The following is a 16,412-nucleotide window of genomic DNA, read 5'->3' as shown; positions in this document are numbered from 1 at the left end:
CCCGCCTGCGGATTCCGTACAGCGACCGGCTGTGGATCTGCGGAAGATGCGGATTCTGCGAATGCTAGGTTCGCAACGTCAGCCGCCGCGGCACCGTCGCCCGGCGGCCCCGCGAGGAGGCGCGCGATGGCCCCACGTCCTGCCGACCGCAAGGTCTACGCTCCCGCCAAGCTGCGCCGGCTGCGCCGCGAGCACGGGATGAACCAGGTCGAGCTGGCCCGCGCCCTCGCCATCTCCACCAGCTACGCGAACCAGTTGGAGAAGGGCCAGCGCCCACTGACGGCGCCGGTACTGCTGCGGATCGCGGAGGTCTTCGGCGTCGACGCGGAGTTCTTCTCCGAGGCCGAGGGCGACCGGCTGGCGGCGGACCTTCGGGCAGCCCTCGCCGACGAGGCGTGCGGGGTGGCGCCGCCCGCGGCCGAGGACATCGCCGAGGCCGCACGGGACCATCCGGAGGTGGCCCGCGCGCTGGTCGCCCTGCACCGCCGCTACCGCGACACCGCCGAGCAGGCCGCCGCGCTCGGCTCCCCCGGCGCCGGGGACGCCCTGCTGCCCGCGGGTGAACCGCACGACGAGGTGCGGGACTTCTTCTACGCCCACCACAACCACTTCGAGCCGCTGGACACCGAGGCGGAGCGGCTGGCGGAGGCGATCCGGCCGCGGCCGGGCCGCTTCGCCGACCCGCTGGCGGCGCGGCTCGCCGAGCGGCACGGTGTGCGGGTGGTGCCGGGCCGCGCGTCCGACGCCCGCCGCTTCGACCCGGTGGCCGGACTGCTCTTCCTGTCGTCGTGGCTCAGCGACGGCCAGCGCGCCTTCCAGCTCGCCACCCAGCTCGCCCTGCTGGAGCACGGCCCGCTCCTCGACGAACTCGCCGCCACGGCGACGGAGTTGACGACGGAGGAGTCGGCGGCGCTGGCCCGGATCGGCCTGGCGAACTACTTCGCGGGCGCCCTCCTGATGCCGTACACGGCGTTCCACTCGGCCGCCGAGGAGGTGGGCTACGACATCGAGTTGCTGTCGGCGCGGTTCGGCGTCGGCTTCGAGACCGTCTGCCACCGGCTGAGCACCCTCCAGCGCACCGGCCGCCGGGGCGTGCCGTTCTCCTTCCTGCGGGTCGACCGCGCGGGCAACATCTCCAAGCGGCAGTCCGCGACCGACTTCCACTTCTCCCGGCTGGGCGGCACCTGCCCGCTGTGGACGGTGTACGAGGCGTTCTCGGCGCCGGGCCGGATACTGACGCAGGTCGCCGAGATGCCGGACGGGAAGCGGTACTTCTGGATCGCGCGCACGGTCACCCGGGGCGGCTTCGGCCATCACGCGCCGCGCGCCGAGTTCGCCGTCGCGCTGGGCTGCCAACTGCGGCACGCGCCACGGCTGGTGTACGCGCAGGGCGTCGCCCTCGACGATCCCCGCGCGGCGACGCCGATCGGCCTCGGCTGCCGGATCTGCGAACGCCGTGACTGCGCCCAGCGGGCCAGGCCCCCGGCGGGCGGACGCCTGGCGATCGACCCGGACCGCCGGTCGTACGTCCCGTATCCGGTGGAGAGCCGGGCGGAGCGGGGGCCCCGCTGAGGGCACGGGCACGGACACGGGCTCCGGGAGGGCGAGGCCGGTGGGCGGGGCCGGTGGGCGGGGTCCGTGGTGCCGCGTCGGCCGGTGGAGGGCAGCGGACGCGAGAGGGCCCGGCGGGTTCCCCGGGCCCTCTCGCGCGCGGGTCGGGTCAGCGGTGGCGGAACGCGGCGGGGCGCTTCTCGGTGAAGGCGCTCATGCCCTCCTTCTGGTCGGCGGTGGCGAACACCGCGTGGAACAGGCGCCGTTCGAAGCGGACGCCTTCGGCGAGGGTCGTCTCGAAGGCGCGGGCGACCGCCTCCTTCGCCATCATCGCGACGGGCAGCGACATGCCGGCGACGGTCTCGGCGACGGCGAGCGCCTCGGGGACGAGGTCGTCGGCCGGCACCACCCGGGAGACGAGTCCGGCGCGTTCGGCCTCGGTGGCGTCCATGGTGCGGCCGGTCAGGACGAGTTCCATGGCCTTGGCCTTGCCGACGGCCCGGGTCAGCCGCTGGGAGCCGCCGATGCCGGGGATCACGCCGAGCCTGATCTCGGGCTGGCCGAAGACGGCGGTGTCGGCGGCGAGCAGGATGTCGCAGAGCATGGCGAGTTCGCAGCCGCCGCCGAGCGCGTACCCGGAGACGGCGGCGACGGTCGGGGTGCGGAGCTGTCCGAGCCGGTCCCAGGCGGCGAACCAGTCGGCGAGGTACATGTCGAGGTACCCCTGCGGCCGCATCTCCTTGATGTCGGCGCCGGCCGCGAACGCCTTCGGCGAGCCGGTGATGACGATGCACCCGCACTCCGGGTCCCGGTCGAGCGCCTCGGTGGCGGCCACCACCTCGTTCATGACCTGGAGGTTGAGTGCGTTGAGCGCGGCGGGCCGGTTGAGGGTGAGCAGGGCGGTGCGACCCCTGCGCTCGACGACGACGGTCTCATAGGCGTCGTCGGAGAGCGCGCCACCGGACTTCGTGCCGTGGGCGTCCGCGCCCTGGGCGTCCGTGCCGTTGGCGTCCGTGCCGTTGGCGTCCGTTCCCTGCGAATCGATGTCGTCGGGCTTCGTGGTCATGGGCGTTCCGTGCTCCGTTCCCTGATGGTGCGCACGATGCCGGAGAAGTCCTCCGCGGAGCCCGCGCGTTCGGCGTACCGCTCGTACAACTCCGCTGCCCGCAGGCCGAGTTCGGCGTGGATGCCGCCCGCGCGCAGGGCGTTGGCGGCGAGCCCCAGATCCTTCGCCATGAGGGAGGCGGCGAATCCCGGGCGGTAGTCGCGGTTGGCGGGGCTGGCCGGAACCGGGCCCGGCACCGGGCAGTTGACGCTGAGCGCCCAGCACTGTCCGGAGGCGGTGGAGGCGACGTCGTAGAGGGCCTGGTGGGAGAGGCCGAGGCTCTCGGCGAGGACGAAGGCCTCGCTGACGGCGATCATGGAGACGCCGAGGATCATGTTGTTGCAGATCTTCGCGACCTGTCCGGCGCCGGCGTCCCCGCAGTGGACGGCCTTCCCGCCCATCGCGTCGAGCAGCGGCAGCGCCTCGGCGAACTCGGCCTCTCCCCCGCCCGCCATGAAGGTGAGCGTGCCGGCCTCGGCGCCGACGACCCCGCCGGAGACGGGCGCGTCCAGGCTCCGCATGCCGGCGGCGGTGGCGCGTCCGTGGGCGGTGCGGGCGTCGGCGACGTCGATGGTGGAGCAGTCGACGAAGAGGGTGCCGGGGCGGGCGGCGGGGAGGATCTCGTCGTAGAGGCCGAGGACGTGCCGTCCCGCCGGGAGCATGCTCAGCACGAGGTCGGCCCCGGTGACGGCCTCGGCCGCCGAGGGGGCGGGGAGCACGCCGGCCGCGACGGCGCTCTCCAGGGCGGCCGGCACCAGGTCGTGGCCGACCACCCGGTGGCCGGCCCGCACGAGGTTGGCGGCCATCGGGGCGCCCATGTGCCCGAGTCCGATGAACGCGACGGTGCGGTTCACCGGGTCTCCTCCGGGGCCGGTCCTGGCCGGGCGAGGCCCAGTTCGCGGGTGCCGAGCGGGGCGAAGAAGCGGGCCACGTCGGCGTCGTGGACATCGTCGAGGCGGGCCGGGGACCAGTGCGGGTCGCGGTCCTTGTCGATGATCTGGGCGCGGACGCCCTCGACGAGGTCGGGCGCGGTGAGGGCGTGGCAGGAGACGCGGTACTCCTGCTCCAGGACCTCTTCGAGGGTGGCGAGCCGGCGGGCGCGGCGCATCGCGGCCAGGGTGACCTTGAGGGCGGTCGGCGACTTGGAGAGCAGGGTCTCGGCGGTTTCCTTGGCCGCGGGATCGCCGTGCGCGAGGAGCCGTCGGACGATCTCCTCGACCGTGTCGGCCCGGTAGCAGGCGTCGATCCACTCCCGCCTCGCGGCCAACTCGCCCTCGGGCAGCGGCCGCACGTGCCGGGCGAGGGCTTCGTCGACGGGCAGGGCGGCGAGGTCGTCGAGGAGGATGTCGAGCGCGGCGGACGGCACGAAGTGGTCGGCGAGTCCGCAGAGTACGGCGTCGCCCGCCCCGAAGTGGGCGCCGGTCAGGGCGAGATGGGTGCCGAGTTCGCCGGGGGCACGGGAGAGGAGGTAGGTGCCGCCGACGTCGGGGACGAAGCCGATGCCGGTCTCCGGCATGGCGATCCGGGAGCGTTCGGTGACGATCCTGACCCCGCCGTGCGCGGAGACGCCGACGCCGCCGCCCATGACGATGCCGTCCATGACGGCCACGTAGGGCTTGGGGTAGCGGGCGATGCGGGCGTTGAGGTGGTACTCGTCGCACCAGAAGGCGGCCGACGCGGTGCCGTCGCCGTCGCGGGCGTCGTCGTGCACGGCGCGGATGTCGCCGCCGGCGCACAGGCCGCGTTCGCCAGCTCCGGTGAGGACGATCGTCCGCACGGACGGGTCGTGTTCCCAGGCCGCCAGGGCGTCGTCGACGCGGCGGACCATGGTGTGGTCGAGGGCGTTGAGGGCCCGGGGCCGGTTGAGGGTGAGCCGGCCGGCCCGGCCGGTGACGCTCACCAGGACGGATCGCTCGGTCTTCTCGGCGTCGGTCATCCGAACGCCTCCGTCAGGCCGCGGGCCACGATGACGCGCATGATCTCGTTGGTTCCTTCCAGGATCTGGTGGACACGCAGGTCACGGACGATCTTCTCGATGCCGTACTCGCTGAGGTACCCGTACCCGCCGTGCAATTGGAGGGCGCGGTCCGCGACCGAGTATCCGGTGTCGGTGGCGAACCGCTTCGCCATCGCGCACAGGTACGGTGCCTGCGGGTCGTGCCGGTCGAGGGCCTGGGCGGCCTGCTGGACGAGGGCGCGGGCGGCGGCGAGTTCGGTGGCCATGTCGGCGAGGCGGAAGCGCAGGGCCTGCGCGTCGAGGAGGCGGGTGCCGAACGCCTGCCGGTCGGCGAGGTGGGTGAGGCTGCGGTCGAGGGCGCTGCGGGCGCCGCCGAGCGAGCAGGCGGCGATGCCGAGGCGGCCGCCGTTGAGGCCGTTCATCGCGATCCCGAAGCCCTGGCCCTCGCGGCCGAGGAGCCGGTCGGCGGGCACCCGGACGCCGTCCAGGACGACCTGCCGGGTGGGCTGGGCGTGCCAGCCCATCTTGCGTTCGTCGGGGCCGAAGGAGACGCCGGGGTCGTCCTTGTCGACGAGGAACGCGGAGATGCCCTCGGGTCCCGCACCGCCGGTGCGGGCCATGACGAGGTAGAGCTGGGCGGCGCCCGCGCCGGAGATGAACTGCTTGGTGCCGGTGAGGGTCCAGTGGTCGCCGTCGCGGACGGCGCGGGTGGTCAGGGCGGCGGCGTCGGAGCCCGCGCCGGGTTCGGTGAGGCAGTAGCTGGCGAGGTCGTCCATGGCGCACAGGCGGGGCAGCAGGTGCGCGCGCTGGGCCGGGTCGCCGTAGTGGTCGACCATCCAGGCGACCATGTTGTGGATGGAGAGGTAGGCGGCGAGGCAGGGGCAGCCGGAGGCGAGGGTCTCGTAGACGAGGACGCCGTCGGCGCGGCTGAGGCCGGAACCGCCGGACTCCTCGCGGACGTGGACGCCGCCGAGTCCGAGCCCCGCGGCCTTGCGCAGGACGTCGACGGGGAAGTGGCTGTCGCGGTCCCAGGCGAGGGCGTGCGGGGTGATGTGGTCGTGGGTGAAGTCGAGGGTGGTCTCGACGAGAGCCTGCTGGTCCTCGGTGAGGAGGGTGCCGGTCATGGTCGTCAGCCCATCGTGGGGAGGGTGAAGCCGGCGCCCTCGCGCACTCCGGCGGCGGGCCAGCGGGAGGTGACGGTCTTGGTGCGGGTGTAGAAGCGGACGGCGTCGGGGCCGTGCTGGTTGAGGTCGCCGAAGCCGGAGCGCTTCCAGCCGCCGAAGGTGTGGTAGGCGACCGGTACCGGGATGGGCACGTTGACGCCGACCATGCCGGTGTCGACGCGGCGGGTGAAGTCGCGGGCGGTGTCGCCGTCCCGGGTGAAGAGGGCGACGCCGTTGCCGTAGACGTGTTCGCTGGGCAGCCGCAGGGCCTCCTCGTAGTCGGCGGCGCGGACGACGCAGAGGACGGGGCCGAAGATCTCCTCCTGGTGGATGCGCATGGCCGGGGTGACCCGGTCGAAGAGCGAGGCTCCGGCGAAGAACCCGTTCTCGTGCCCTGGGAGGGTGAAGTCCCTTCCGTCGACGACGAGTTCGGCGCCCTCCTCGACGCCGAGGTCTACGTAGGAGCGGACCCGGTCGACGGCGTCCCGGCCGACCAGCGGGCCGAAGTCGGCCTCGGGGTCGTCGCTGCGGCCGATGCGCAGGGCGGCGATGCGGTCGCGCAGACGGGCGACGAGGGCGTCGGCGGTGGCCTCGCCGACGGGGACGGCGACGGAGATGGCCATGCAGCGCTCGCCCGCGGAGCCGTACCCCGCGCCGATCAGCGCGTCGACGGCCTGGTCGAGGTCGGCGTCGGGCATGACGATCAGGTGGTTCTTGGCGCCGCCGAAGCACTGGGCGCGTTTGCCGTGGGCGGCGGCGGTGGCGTAGACGTGCGCGGCGACGGGCGTGGAGCCGACGAAGCCGAGGGCGGCGACGCGCGGGTCCTCCAGCAGGGTGTCGACGGCCTCCTTGCCGCCGTTGACGACGTTGAGGACGCCCGGTGGCAGGCCCGCGTCGAGGAAGAGTTCGGCGAGCCGCAGCGGCACCGAGGGGTCGCGTTCGGAGGGCTTGAGGAGGAAGGCGTTGCCGCAGGCCAGGGCGGGGGCGGCCTTCCAGAGGGGGATCATCGCGGGGAAGTTGAACGGGGTGATGCCGGCGACGACGCCGAGCGGCGAGCGCAGCGAGTGGACGTCGATGCCGGTGCCCGCGTTGTCGGTGAACTCGCCCTTGAGCAGGTGCGGGATGCCGGCCGCGAACTCCACGACGTCGAGGCCGCGTTGGAGGTCGCCGTGGGCGTCCGCGACGGTCTTGCCGTGCTCGCTGGAGAGCAGCCGGGCGAGTGAGTCCTTCTCCTTCTCCACCAGTTGGAGGAAGCGCAGCAGGACGCGGGCGCGGCGCTGCGGGTTCCACTCGCCCCACTCGCGCTGGGCTCGGGCGGCGTCGGTGATCGCGGCCTCGGTCTCGGCGCGGTCCGCCAGCGGGACCCGCGCCTGGACCTCGCCGGTGTTGGGGTCGTGGACGTCGCCGAAGGATCCCGAGGTGCCCGGGGTGTGCCGGCCTGCGACGAAGTGGGTCAACTCGCGTACCGGACGCGGGTCGTTGCTACGGATCATCGGTGCCTGCTCTCGTCAGGTGATCCGGGGATGGCGCGCGGTCCCGGCACGCGGGCGCGAGGGGGTGCCGGTGCGTGCGTGGGGGCGCGCGAGACGCGGGTGGCGTGGGCGCGTGCGACGTGACGACGTCAGGTGCGGGCTGATCCGCCGTGCGGGCGGTGCCGTCGGGCGGTCCCGCCGAAGGCGTGGATGCGTACCGGTGCCATGCGTGTCAGCTCCATCCTCGTGGACAACACGGAACGTTCCGCGGCCGGTATCCTGACTCCCGGATCTGCGCGCGCCGCCCGCCTTCCCGACCTCGTGCTCGTCAGTGGCGTGTCGCTCGACGGCGTGCTCCCCGGTCACAGTGGCGGGACCGTGCCGGACTCACACCGGCTTCCCTGCACCGCGGACCTTTCCCCGACTATATAGTTGGACGTCCTAGTAAATCCACCAGTCCGCCGACCTTCGGGGCGAAGTCCCAGGTCACAGTGGGTCGGATACGGCCGTTCGGGGAGTCGGCGGAACGGCCCGGGGCCAGGCGGCCTCGCGCAGCAGGCGCAGGCCGTTGAGGCCGACGATGACGGTGGAGCCCTCGTGGCCGGCGACGCCGAGCGGCAGCGGAAGGGTGCCGATCAGGTCCCAGGCGACCAGGACGGTGACGAACACCCCGGCGACGACGAGGTTCTGGACCACCAGGCGGCGCGCGGTGCGGGAGAGCCTGACGACCGCGGGGACGGTGGCGAGTTCGTCGCGGACGACGACGGCGTCCGCGGTCTCCAGGGCGAGGTCGGAGCCGGCCCGGCCCATCGCGATCCCGCAGTGGGCGGCGGCCAGCGCGGGCGCGTCGTTGACGCCGTCGCCGACCACCAGCACCTTGAGCCCCTCGGCCTCCCATCCCCGCACCGCCGCGACCTTGTCCTCGGGCAGCAGTCCCGCGCGGACGTCGGTGATGCCGACCTCGGCGGCCAGGTGGCGGGCGGCGCGTTCGTTGTCGCCGGTGAGCAGGACGGGGGCGCGGCCGGTCAGCCGGGTGAGCGCGGCGACGGTCGCCCGCGCGTCGGGGCGCGGCCGGTCGGCGATCCCGAGCACGCCCACGACCGCGCCGTCCCTCAGCACCGTCACGGCGGTGCGTCCCGCGCTCTCGAGATCGGCCACCGGCCCGTGGTGCGGCTCCTCGGCCGAGGTCGTCGACAGCCGTGCGGGAGAGCCGACCTGGACGGTGCGGCCCCGCACCGTGGCGGTGACGCCCGCGCCGGGGACGGAGGAGAAGCCGACGGCGTCGGGCAGGGGCAGGCCGCGCTCGCGGGCGGCGTCCACGACGGCCCGCGCAAGGGGGTGTTCGCTGGGGCGCTCGGCCGCCGCGGCCAGCGCGAGCAGGGCGTCCTCGTCGAGGTCCGTGCCGGGCAGCGGGCGGACGTCGGTGACCCGCGGGGTGCCTTCGGTGAGGGTGCCGGTCTTGTCGAGGGCGACGGTGTCGATCCGGCCGAGGCGTTCCATGACGACGGCCGACTTGGCCAGCACGCCGTGCCGTCCGGCGTTGGCGATCGCGGACAGCAGCGGCGGCATGGTGGAGAGCACGACCGCGCACGGCGAGGCGACGATCATGAACGTCATGGCGCGCAGCAGCGCGGGCCGCAGGTCGCCGCCGAGGGCCAGCGGGACGGCGAAGACGGCGAGGGTCGCCAGGACCATGCCGATCGAGTACCGCTGCTCGACCTTCTCGATGAACAGCTGGGTGGGGGCCTTGGTCGAGGATGCCTCCTCGACCATCTTCACGATCCGGGCGATCACCGAGTCCGTCGGATCGCGCTCGACGCGCACCCGCAGGGCGCCGGTGCCGTTGACGGTGCCGGCGAACACCTCGTCCCCTGGCCGCTTGGCGACGGGCAGGGGCTCGCCGGTGATGGTGGCCTGGTCGACGTCGCTCGCGCCGTCGACCACCCGGCCGTCGGCGCCGACCCGCTCACCCGGGCGGACCAGGACGGTGTCGCCGACGGCGAGGGACGCGGTGGCGACGCTCTCCTCGGCGCCGTCGGGCAGCAGCCGGGTTGCGGTGGTGGGCGCGAGGTCGAGCAGGCCGCGCACGGAGTCGGCGGTCCTGGCGGTGGCGACGGCCTCCAGGGCGCCGGAGGTGGCGAAGATGACGATGAGCAGCGCGCCGTCGAGGAGCTGTCCGATCGCGGCGGCGCCGAGCGCGGCCACCACCATCAGCAGGTCGACGTCAAGGGTCCTGTCCTTCAGGGCTTTCAGGCCCTCCCACCCGGGCTCCCAGCCGCCGGTGGCGTAGGTGGCGGCGAACAGCGTCCCCCACAGCCACGCCGGGCCGCCGAGCAGGTGGACGGGCAGGGCGAGGAGGAACAGGGCGAGCGCGGCGAGCGCCCACCGGGCCTCGGGCAGCGCGAGAAGCCGCGTCCTGCGCGGTGGCGCCGTCGGCCGCGTGGCGGCGGGCGGAGCGGACCGCTGTTCCAGGACAGAAGACATGACAAAGCAACCCTTCGCGGGCGAACCGGGGTGACGCCACCACCATACAGGAATACCTGAACAGTTCTTCAGATGTCATCCGTATGATGGGGCCATGGGTCACGGAAGCGGCACCGCCAGCAGCAACGCCACCACCCGCGAGCGCCTCGACGCCGTGGGCACCGCCGATGTCGCCGCGACGCTCCAGGCCCTCGCCACCCCGTCCCGGCTGCACATCCTGGCCCGGCTCCAGGAAGGCCCGTGCGCGGTGGGCGATCTCGCCGAGGCGGTCGGCATGGAGGCATCCGCCTGCTCGCATCAACTGCGGCTGCTGCGCAACCTCGGCCTGGTCACCGGCGAGCGCCACGGACGCTCGATCGTCTACGCCCTGTACGACAACCACGTCGCCGAACTCCTCGACCAGGCCCTCTACCACGTGGAGCACCTGCGTCTCGGCGTCCGCGACACGCCCGCGCTCGCCTCGGCCCCCGTCGACGCCGGCCGGTAGCGGCAGGCCGCCACCCGCGGCTTCGGCCGTACGTCGGTGGGCCGCGCCGGGCCCGCGCGGTCAGGGCCGGAACGCGGCGATCCACTCCGACGTCGCCCTGAGCCCGCCGAACGTGTAGAAGTGCACCTTCACGTCGCCGTGCCGGCCGGCGTCGTAGCGCTCGGCGAGGGCGTGCAGGAAGCGGTCGGGGCCCGCCATGCCCATCAGGTTGGTCAGCGAGAAGCCGTACTTGCGGGCGATGGAGGCGCTGGTGCCGACGCCGAACCGGGCCGCGTACGCCACCAGCCGACGGGCTCCGGCGGGACCGGGGACGCCGACCCTGACCGGTATCAGGACGCCCTGCTCCCTGATCCGCTCGATCCAGGCGAGGACGGGGTCGACGTCGAACCCGAACTGGGTGATCACGCCGGTCGTCAGACCCTGCCCGGTCAGCGCCGCGCGCTTGTCGGCCAGCGCCGACCAGAGCGTCCGCTCCTCGATCGCCGGGTGCCCCTCCGGGTAGCCGGCGACCTCGACGTGCCGTACGCCGTACTCGGCGAGCAGCCCTGTGCGCAGGACCGCGAGGGCGTCCTCGTACGGGCCGTGCGGGGTGGCGGGGTCGCCGCCGACGACGAGCAGGTGGTCGCCCGTGCCGTCGGCGCGGAGTCCGGCGAGGAGCTTCTCCAGCTCCTCCCTCGACTCCAGGCGCCGTGCGGAGACGTGCGGCACGGGCACGAACCCGAGCCGCTTGACGGTGCGGGCGGCGGCGAGGCGGAGCTCCAGGTCCTCGTTGCCGAGGAAGGTCACGTTGACGCGGGTGCCCGCGGGGACGAGGGCGCGGGCCTCTTCGAGGCGGGGCCCGTCCTTGGCCGTCATCTCCAGGGAGAAGTCCTCAAGCAGCGGCGCGCGGACCGCGACCGGAGCCGTGGTTGCGGGGTTCATCGTGCTCCTTCGGGCAGGGCCGTCACGCGGACCGGCCGGGGCTCGTCGCCCCCATGGTCTCCCGGGCCCCGACCGGGCCGTGCGGCAGGGTGGCCGGGGACACGCCACCGGGCCGTACGGCGGGGTGGCCCCGGCACGCGCGAGGGGCGTCCGCACCGGAGAACCGGTGCGGACGCCCCTCGCTGATCCTGGCCCGCCGTGTCAGCGCGCGTACTGGCGCCTGGTGCGGGTCAACAGGACGAGACCGCCGATCAGCAGCACGGTGCCGGCCGCGGCGGGCCACAGCGTGGTGCCCGTCTCGGCGAGGTCGCCCTGCACCGCCTGCGGCTCGCTCTGGCCGCCGGCGATCGGGACGCCCTCGCCCGTCGGCTCGCCCTGCGGCTGCCGCGGGGACTGGTCGCCGCCCGAGCCGCCGGAGGCGTCCGCCGCGCCGGCTGCCTCGGAGGGCTCGGCCGAGGCCGAGGCGAGCACCTTGGGCTCACTGGGGTTCGCCTGGGCGGGGGTGTCACCGGCCGGCTCGTCGTCGGCCCGGTCGCCGGCGGGAGCGGAGGCCGTGGGCGCGGCGGTCTGCTGAGCGCCACCGCCGTCGCCCTTGCCGCCGCCGTCACCCTTCCCGCCGTTGTCACCCTTGCCGCCGTTGCCGCCGTTGCCACCGTTGCCGGGGGTCTCGGCAGGCTGCTGGGTGGGCTGCTCCGACGGCTGCTGGGTGGGCTGCTCCGAGGGCTCCTCGCCCGCGCCGCCGCCGTTGCCACCGTTGTCGCCGCCACCGCCGTTGCCGCCACCGGTGCCCGCGCCGCACTGCTTGCCGTCGTTGACGCAGCTGACGACCTCGTCCATCAGCTTCTCGTCGAAGACGTTGATGAAGTCGCCGTGGTCGGTGACCGGCTTGTGCAGCTGCTCGGGGAACGAGTCGACCGCGAACAGCGGGGTGGTGCGGCCGCCGTCGGCGAGGCTCGGGGCGTCCACGTCGTAGACGATCCGCTGCACCAACTGCGGGATGGCGACGAAGTCGTTCGGGCAGTTGCCCGCCGCGTCCGCGAACGCCACATGGGTGCGGTGGTTGGCGCTGTCGGTGTTGCGGCCGTCCCAGCAGCTCTGGAAGCGGAAGGTGCGGACCACGTCGCTGCCCTGCGGGCAGAGCGGGTACTTGTCCTTGAGCTGCCGGTCCTCGAACCCGGTGCAGCTCCAGGACGCGTTGGCGTTGCCCGGACCGTTGACGAACGCCTTGGCGTCACCGGTGATGATCCGCATCAGCCGCGGAATGGCCTTGACCTCGCTGCGCGGGTTGCCGATGAACGTCATCGTGGCCTGCTTGGCGGTGACGATCTCACCCGCGTTGCCCTCGGTGCCGCCGCCCGGCGCTCCCGCGTCGCGCTCCTGGGTGCCGTTCTGCAACCGCAGCACGGGCCAGAAGTAGGACGACTTGTCCCCCTTGTCGACACAGCTGGTGTCGGCGCCCGACAGGTCGTCGTCGCTCGCGAAGGCGGTGTTGGACTGGTTGCCGACGTAGTCGTGGAAGTGGTGGGCGCCGTTGGAGACGCCGGGGGCGACGATCACGTTGTCCGAGTTGAACAGCCCGTTCTCGTTCACACCGCAGCTCGTGGTGAAGGTGCCCTTGGAGCGGAACGAACTCAGGTCGGGGGCGGGCGCGTTGGGCTGGACGGAGTTGATGTCGGCGTAGTCGGCGGCGACCGGCCCGTTGCCGCCCTGGCCGCCGGGCTGCTCACCGGCAGGCTCCTGGCCCTGGTCGCCGCCCTGCCCCTGCCCCTGGCCTTGGTCCTGGCCCTGGTCACCGGGCTGCTGCTCCTCGGGGCGGCTCCAGGAGCAGCCGGCGAGGTCGTCGAGGCCCTCCGGGCGCTCCCCCGCCTCCTCGATCGCGTCGCCGATCCGCCCGAGCGACTCGGACCGCTTCTGCTTCAGCGCGGCCATCACGTCGTCGGAGCCGTCGCCGCGCATCCGCTGGTAGGTCTCGGCGATCTGCGCGTCCATGGCGGCCAGTTCCTGGTCGACGCGGGCACGGGCCGGCTCCGGCACGTCGGTCAACTCCGCGCCGACGTCGGGGCAGTCCACCGTGGTGGCGCCGCCGGCGCTCTCCGTGCGCGTGGTCTGCGCGCCGCTTCCGCCTTCGGTCGCCGACGCGTAGACGTTGGCGGCGACCAGGCCTCCTCCTCCCAGCATCAGCGCGACTGCTGCGAAGCTCGCGCGGCGTGCGCCTGTCGGGCGTCTGCGCGTTGTGCGTCCCACGGATGTTCTCCTGCGCCTCGTGGACTGATGGGCATGGAAATCCCCCGGTCTCATACGGACGGCGGCGCACGCGTGTTCAGGCTCATCGGAAATTCATCGGATTCTCTCAGCCAATGTTCGACGCCTCGATCGGTTCAGCACCCGGGGCGGTGGTCGCCGCGGTGCGCTCCGAAGGAACAGGACCTCGGCCGGGCCGCGGTGCGCTCCGACGGAACAGGCCCTCAGCCGGGCCGCAGTGGCTCCGAAGGAACAGGCCCTCGGCCGGGCCGCGTTGCTCTCCGAGGGCGCGGCGGCCGAACTCGGTTACTGTGTCCCGGCCGTCCCGGAGAAGATCGCCCGGGGTGGGCCGAGGATCGGCAGGACACCGGCGACGCGATCGGCCGGGGATCGGCCGGACGCCGGGAGGGACATCGTGGGGGAAGACATGGGGGACGTCATGCGGAGGACGACGGGCGGACCACGGGAGAGACGGGACGCGGGCGGCCTGCGCGGGATGCTTCAAGTGGCCTTGCTGGCAGCGCTGTTGAGCGGGTGCGCGCAGGCGACCGAAGAGCCCGCCGGGGCGAAGGCGTCGGTTGCCGCTTCCTCCCCTTCCTCTGATGCCGCTCCTTCCTCAGATGCCTCCGATGCCTCCGGCTCGGGCCGGGACGCCGTCGCTCGGGATGCGACGATCGGCGGCCCTGGGTCCGCCTGCGAACTGCCGGTGACCTTCGCGCTCGCGGAGCGCTGGACGGCGGAGCCCGTCGGCGCCGGGGAGAAGGCGGGCGGCGCGGACGCAACCGGCGGCACCGGGGACGCCGTCGACCCCGAACTCCTCGACGCGATCCTGCGGCAGGGTCCGGTCGGCGCCGCCTGCGAGGTGGACGCCAAACCGGCCGGCCACCTCGGCTTCCTGCGCGTGTGGACCGGCGAACCCGGCGACGACGACCCCCGGACCGTCCTCAAGGCGTTCGTCGCCGCGCAGGAGAACACCAGCAACGCCCGCTACCGCGCCTTCACTTCGGGCCCGCTGACCGGTGTGGAGGTGGAGTACCGGTACACCAGCGAGCTGCTGGAGGAGACGAAGCCGGAACGCGCCCTGGCCGTCAGCACCGCGCGCGGACCGGTCGTGCTGCACCTCGGCGGCCTGGACGAGGCCGAGTTCACGGCCATGACCCCGGCGTTCGATCTGGCGAAGCGCACCCTGCGCGCCGCCTGACGCCCGGCCGGCGGACCGCCCCGCGGTCCGCGCGCACGGCCTCCCTACGATGACCCGGTGACCAGTGACACCCGGGCCCAGGACCGAACAGCCGAACAGGGCGCCCCGAGCGGTGAGTCGGGCACCTGGGCGCGGCGGCTGCGCCGGTTCGGGCACACCCCGCTCCCCCGCGCCGACACCCGGGATCTGCTGGTCCCGCCGTTCCCCGAGCCCGGCACCCGGCTCTGGGCGGCGCTCGGTGTCGCGCCCCGGGAGGCCGGGCGGCTCGCGCGGGCGACCGGCTGGGCGGGTCCGCTCCTCGTCGCGCTGCTGGCGGGTGCGGTGCGGTTCTGGCGGCTCGGCTCACCGCGGGCCGTGGTCTTCGACGAGACGTACTACGCCAAGGACGCCTGGTCGATGCTCAGGCTCGGCTACGAGGGCAGTTGGACCGACCGCAAGGTCGCCGACCCGGAGATCCTGGCGCACCCGCAGGTGATCCCGCTCTCCGACGCGGGCAGCTTCGTGGCGCATCCGCCGATGGGCAAGTGGGTGATCGCGCTCGGCGAGGGGCTGTTCGGGTTCGACCCGTTCGGCTGGCGGTTCATGACGGCGCTGCTCGGCACGGTGTCGGTGCTGATGCTGTGCCGGATCGGGCGGCGGCTGCTGCGTTCGACGTTCCTCGGCTGTCTGGCGGGGACGCTGATGGCGCTGGACGGGCTGCACTTCGTGATGAGCCGTACCGCGCTGCTCGACCTGGTCGTCATGTTCTTCACGCTGGCCGCGTTCGGCTGTCTGCTGGTCGACCGGGACCGGGCGCGCGCCCGGCTGGCCGCCGCGCTGCCGGTGGGCGCGGACGGACGGGCGGGCCCCGACGCGCGGGCGGCGGAGCGGGCCGGGACCGGGGTGCGTCCGTGGCGGCCGGCCGCGGGGGTGCTGCTGGGGCTGGCGGCGGCGAGCAAGTGGAACGGCCTGTACTTCCTCGCCCTGTTCACCGTCCTGGCCCTGCTGTGGGACGTCGGCTCACGGCGTGTCGCCGGTGCCCGCCGGCCGTACCGGACGGCGCTGCGCAAGGACGCGGGGTGGTCGGTGCTGTCGCTCGTGCCGGTCGCCGCGCTGACGTATCTGCTGACCTGGAGCGGCTGGTTCGCGTCCGGCCAGGGGTACTACCGGCACTGGGCGGACGGCCGGGGCGGCGCCTGGTCGTGGATTCCGGCGCCGCTGCGGTCGCTGTGGCACTACCAGTACGCGGTCTACGAGTTCAACGTCGGTCTGCACACCCCGCACCGCTACCAGTCCAACCCGTGGAGCTGGCTGGTGCAGGGGCGTCCGGTGTCGTTCTTCTACGAGTCGTCCCCGGCGGGGCAGGAGGGCTGCCGGGCGGCGGGCGGCTGTTCGCGGGAGATCCTGGCGCTGGGCACGCCGGTGCTCTGGTGGGCGGCGTGCGCGGCGCTCGGGTATCTCCTCTTCCGGTGGGCGCTGCGCCGCGACTGGCGGGCGGGCGCGGTGCTGTGCGCGGTGGCGGCGGGCTGTCTGCCGTGGTTCCTCTACCAGGACCGGACGGTCTTCAGCTTCTACGCGGTCGTGTTCGTGCCGTACCTGTGTCTGGCCGTGGCGATGATGGCGGGCGCTCTGCTCGGCCGGGCGGAGTCAAGCGGGCGGCGGCGGGATCTGGGCGTGGTGGGGGTGGGGCTGCTGGTGCTCCTAGTGGCCTGGAACTTCGTGTACTTCTTCCCGCTCTACACCGGTACCACGATTCCGACCGTGGAGTGGCGGGCCCGGATGTGGCTCGACACCTGGGTCTGAGTCTGAGACCGCGGGAAGGTCCGGGAACGCCTGGGCGGGGTTCCCGGA

The 16,412-nt window shown here is 73.7% G+C and carries 12 protein-coding genes and 1 riboswitch; of the genes, 4 read left to right on the top strand and 8 right to left on the bottom strand.

The genetic code is table 11. The annotated features are described in order from the left end of the window. Positions 1 to 126: 126 nt before the first annotated feature. Entirely contained in the window at positions 127 to 1,572 is a 1,446-nt protein-coding gene (locus DDJ31_RS36420; protein WP_127176157.1) for a short-chain fatty acyl-CoA regulator family protein, read from the top strand. Positions 1,573 to 1,720: 148 nt separating this feature from the next. Here DDJ31_RS36420 and DDJ31_RS36415 read toward each other — a convergent pair whose 3' ends face one another. The 6 genes from DDJ31_RS36415 to DDJ31_RS36390 all read right to left on the bottom strand — a co-directional run bounded on the left by DDJ31_RS36415 (position 1,721) and on the right by DDJ31_RS36390 (position 9,732). Continuing rightward, complete coding sequence (locus DDJ31_RS36415) at positions 1,721 to 2,617, bottom strand: enoyl-CoA hydratase (protein ID WP_240677952.1); 897 nt, start codon at positions 2,615 to 2,617, stop codon at positions 1,721 to 1,723. After that, positions 2,614 to 3,510, bottom strand: a complete 897-nt coding sequence (gene mmsB / locus DDJ31_RS36410; RefSeq protein WP_127176158.1) for a 3-hydroxyisobutyrate dehydrogenase — start codon at positions 3,508 to 3,510, stop codon at positions 2,614 to 2,616. Before mmsB ends, DDJ31_RS36415 begins: the two co-directional genes overlap by 4 nt. Beyond that, positions 3,507 to 4,592: an enoyl-CoA hydratase/isomerase family protein gene (locus DDJ31_RS36405; RefSeq protein ID WP_127176159.1), complete on the bottom strand. Its 1,086-nt coding sequence runs from the start codon at positions 4,590 to 4,592 to the stop codon at positions 3,507 to 3,509. Before DDJ31_RS36405 ends, mmsB begins: the two co-directional genes overlap by 4 nt. After that, the gene (locus DDJ31_RS36400; RefSeq protein ID WP_127176160.1) at positions 4,589 to 5,737 is read right to left on the bottom strand and encodes an acyl-CoA dehydrogenase family protein; all 1,149 of its coding nucleotides are present in this window, start codon (positions 5,735 to 5,737) and stop codon (positions 4,589 to 4,591) included. Before DDJ31_RS36400 ends, DDJ31_RS36405 begins: the two co-directional genes overlap by 4 nt. A gap of 5 nt (positions 5,738 to 5,742) precedes the next feature. Next, positions 5,743 to 7,269, bottom strand: coding sequence for a CoA-acylating methylmalonate-semialdehyde dehydrogenase (locus tag DDJ31_RS36395; RefSeq protein ID WP_127176161.1), 1,527 nt, complete (start codon positions 7,267 to 7,269; stop codon positions 5,743 to 5,745). A 231-nt stretch (positions 7,270 to 7,500) separates the two neighbouring features. Beyond that, positions 7,501 to 7,674, bottom strand: a riboswitch (cobalamin riboswitch). A gap of 60 nt (positions 7,675 to 7,734) precedes the next feature. Continuing rightward, positions 7,735 to 9,732, bottom strand: coding sequence for a heavy metal translocating P-type ATPase (locus DDJ31_RS36390; RefSeq protein WP_127176162.1), 1,998 nt, complete (start codon positions 9,730 to 9,732; stop codon positions 7,735 to 7,737). A 94-nt stretch (positions 9,733 to 9,826) separates the two neighbouring features. Between DDJ31_RS36390 and DDJ31_RS36385 the strand changes: the two genes are divergently transcribed. Then, entirely contained in the window at positions 9,827 to 10,219 is a 393-nt protein-coding gene (locus tag DDJ31_RS36385) for an ArsR/SmtB family transcription factor (protein WP_127176163.1), read from the top strand. Positions 10,220 to 10,279: 60 nt separating this feature from the next. Here the strand turns inward: DDJ31_RS36385 and DDJ31_RS36380 are convergent, their stop codons facing one another. Next, positions 10,280 to 11,140: a methylenetetrahydrofolate reductase gene (locus tag DDJ31_RS36380; protein WP_127176164.1), complete on the bottom strand. Its 861-nt coding sequence runs from the start codon at positions 11,138 to 11,140 to the stop codon at positions 10,280 to 10,282. A gap of 201 nt (positions 11,141 to 11,341) precedes the next feature. Then, positions 11,342 to 13,318, bottom strand: a complete 1,977-nt coding sequence (locus DDJ31_RS36375) for a DUF1996 domain-containing protein (RefSeq protein WP_240677953.1) — start codon at positions 13,316 to 13,318, stop codon at positions 11,342 to 11,344. Positions 13,319 to 13,808: 490 nt separating this feature from the next. Here DDJ31_RS36375 and DDJ31_RS36370 point away from each other — a divergent pair, with 490 nt between their 5' ends. Together DDJ31_RS36370 and DDJ31_RS36365 are read left to right on the top strand one after the other, a co-directional pair. Then, positions 13,809 to 14,582, top strand: a complete 774-nt coding sequence (locus DDJ31_RS36370) for a lipoprotein (RefSeq protein WP_366500466.1) — start codon at positions 13,809 to 13,811, stop codon at positions 14,580 to 14,582. Positions 14,583 to 14,639: 57 nt separating this feature from the next. Further along, positions 14,640 to 16,364, top strand: a complete 1,725-nt coding sequence (locus tag DDJ31_RS36365; RefSeq protein ID WP_127176167.1) for a dolichyl-phosphate-mannose--protein mannosyltransferase — start codon at positions 14,640 to 14,642, stop codon at positions 16,362 to 16,364. The last annotated feature ends 48 nt before the right edge of the window (positions 16,365 to 16,412 follow it).

Origin of the sequence: Streptomyces griseoviridis, from assembly GCF_005222485.1 — a bacterium.
Classification (GTDB): Bacteria; Actinomycetota; Actinomycetes; order Streptomycetales; family Streptomycetaceae; genus Streptomyces; species Streptomyces hintoniae.
The sequence above is the reverse complement of the archived record's forward strand: the minus strand, read 5'-3'. Positions and strand labels throughout refer to the sequence as shown.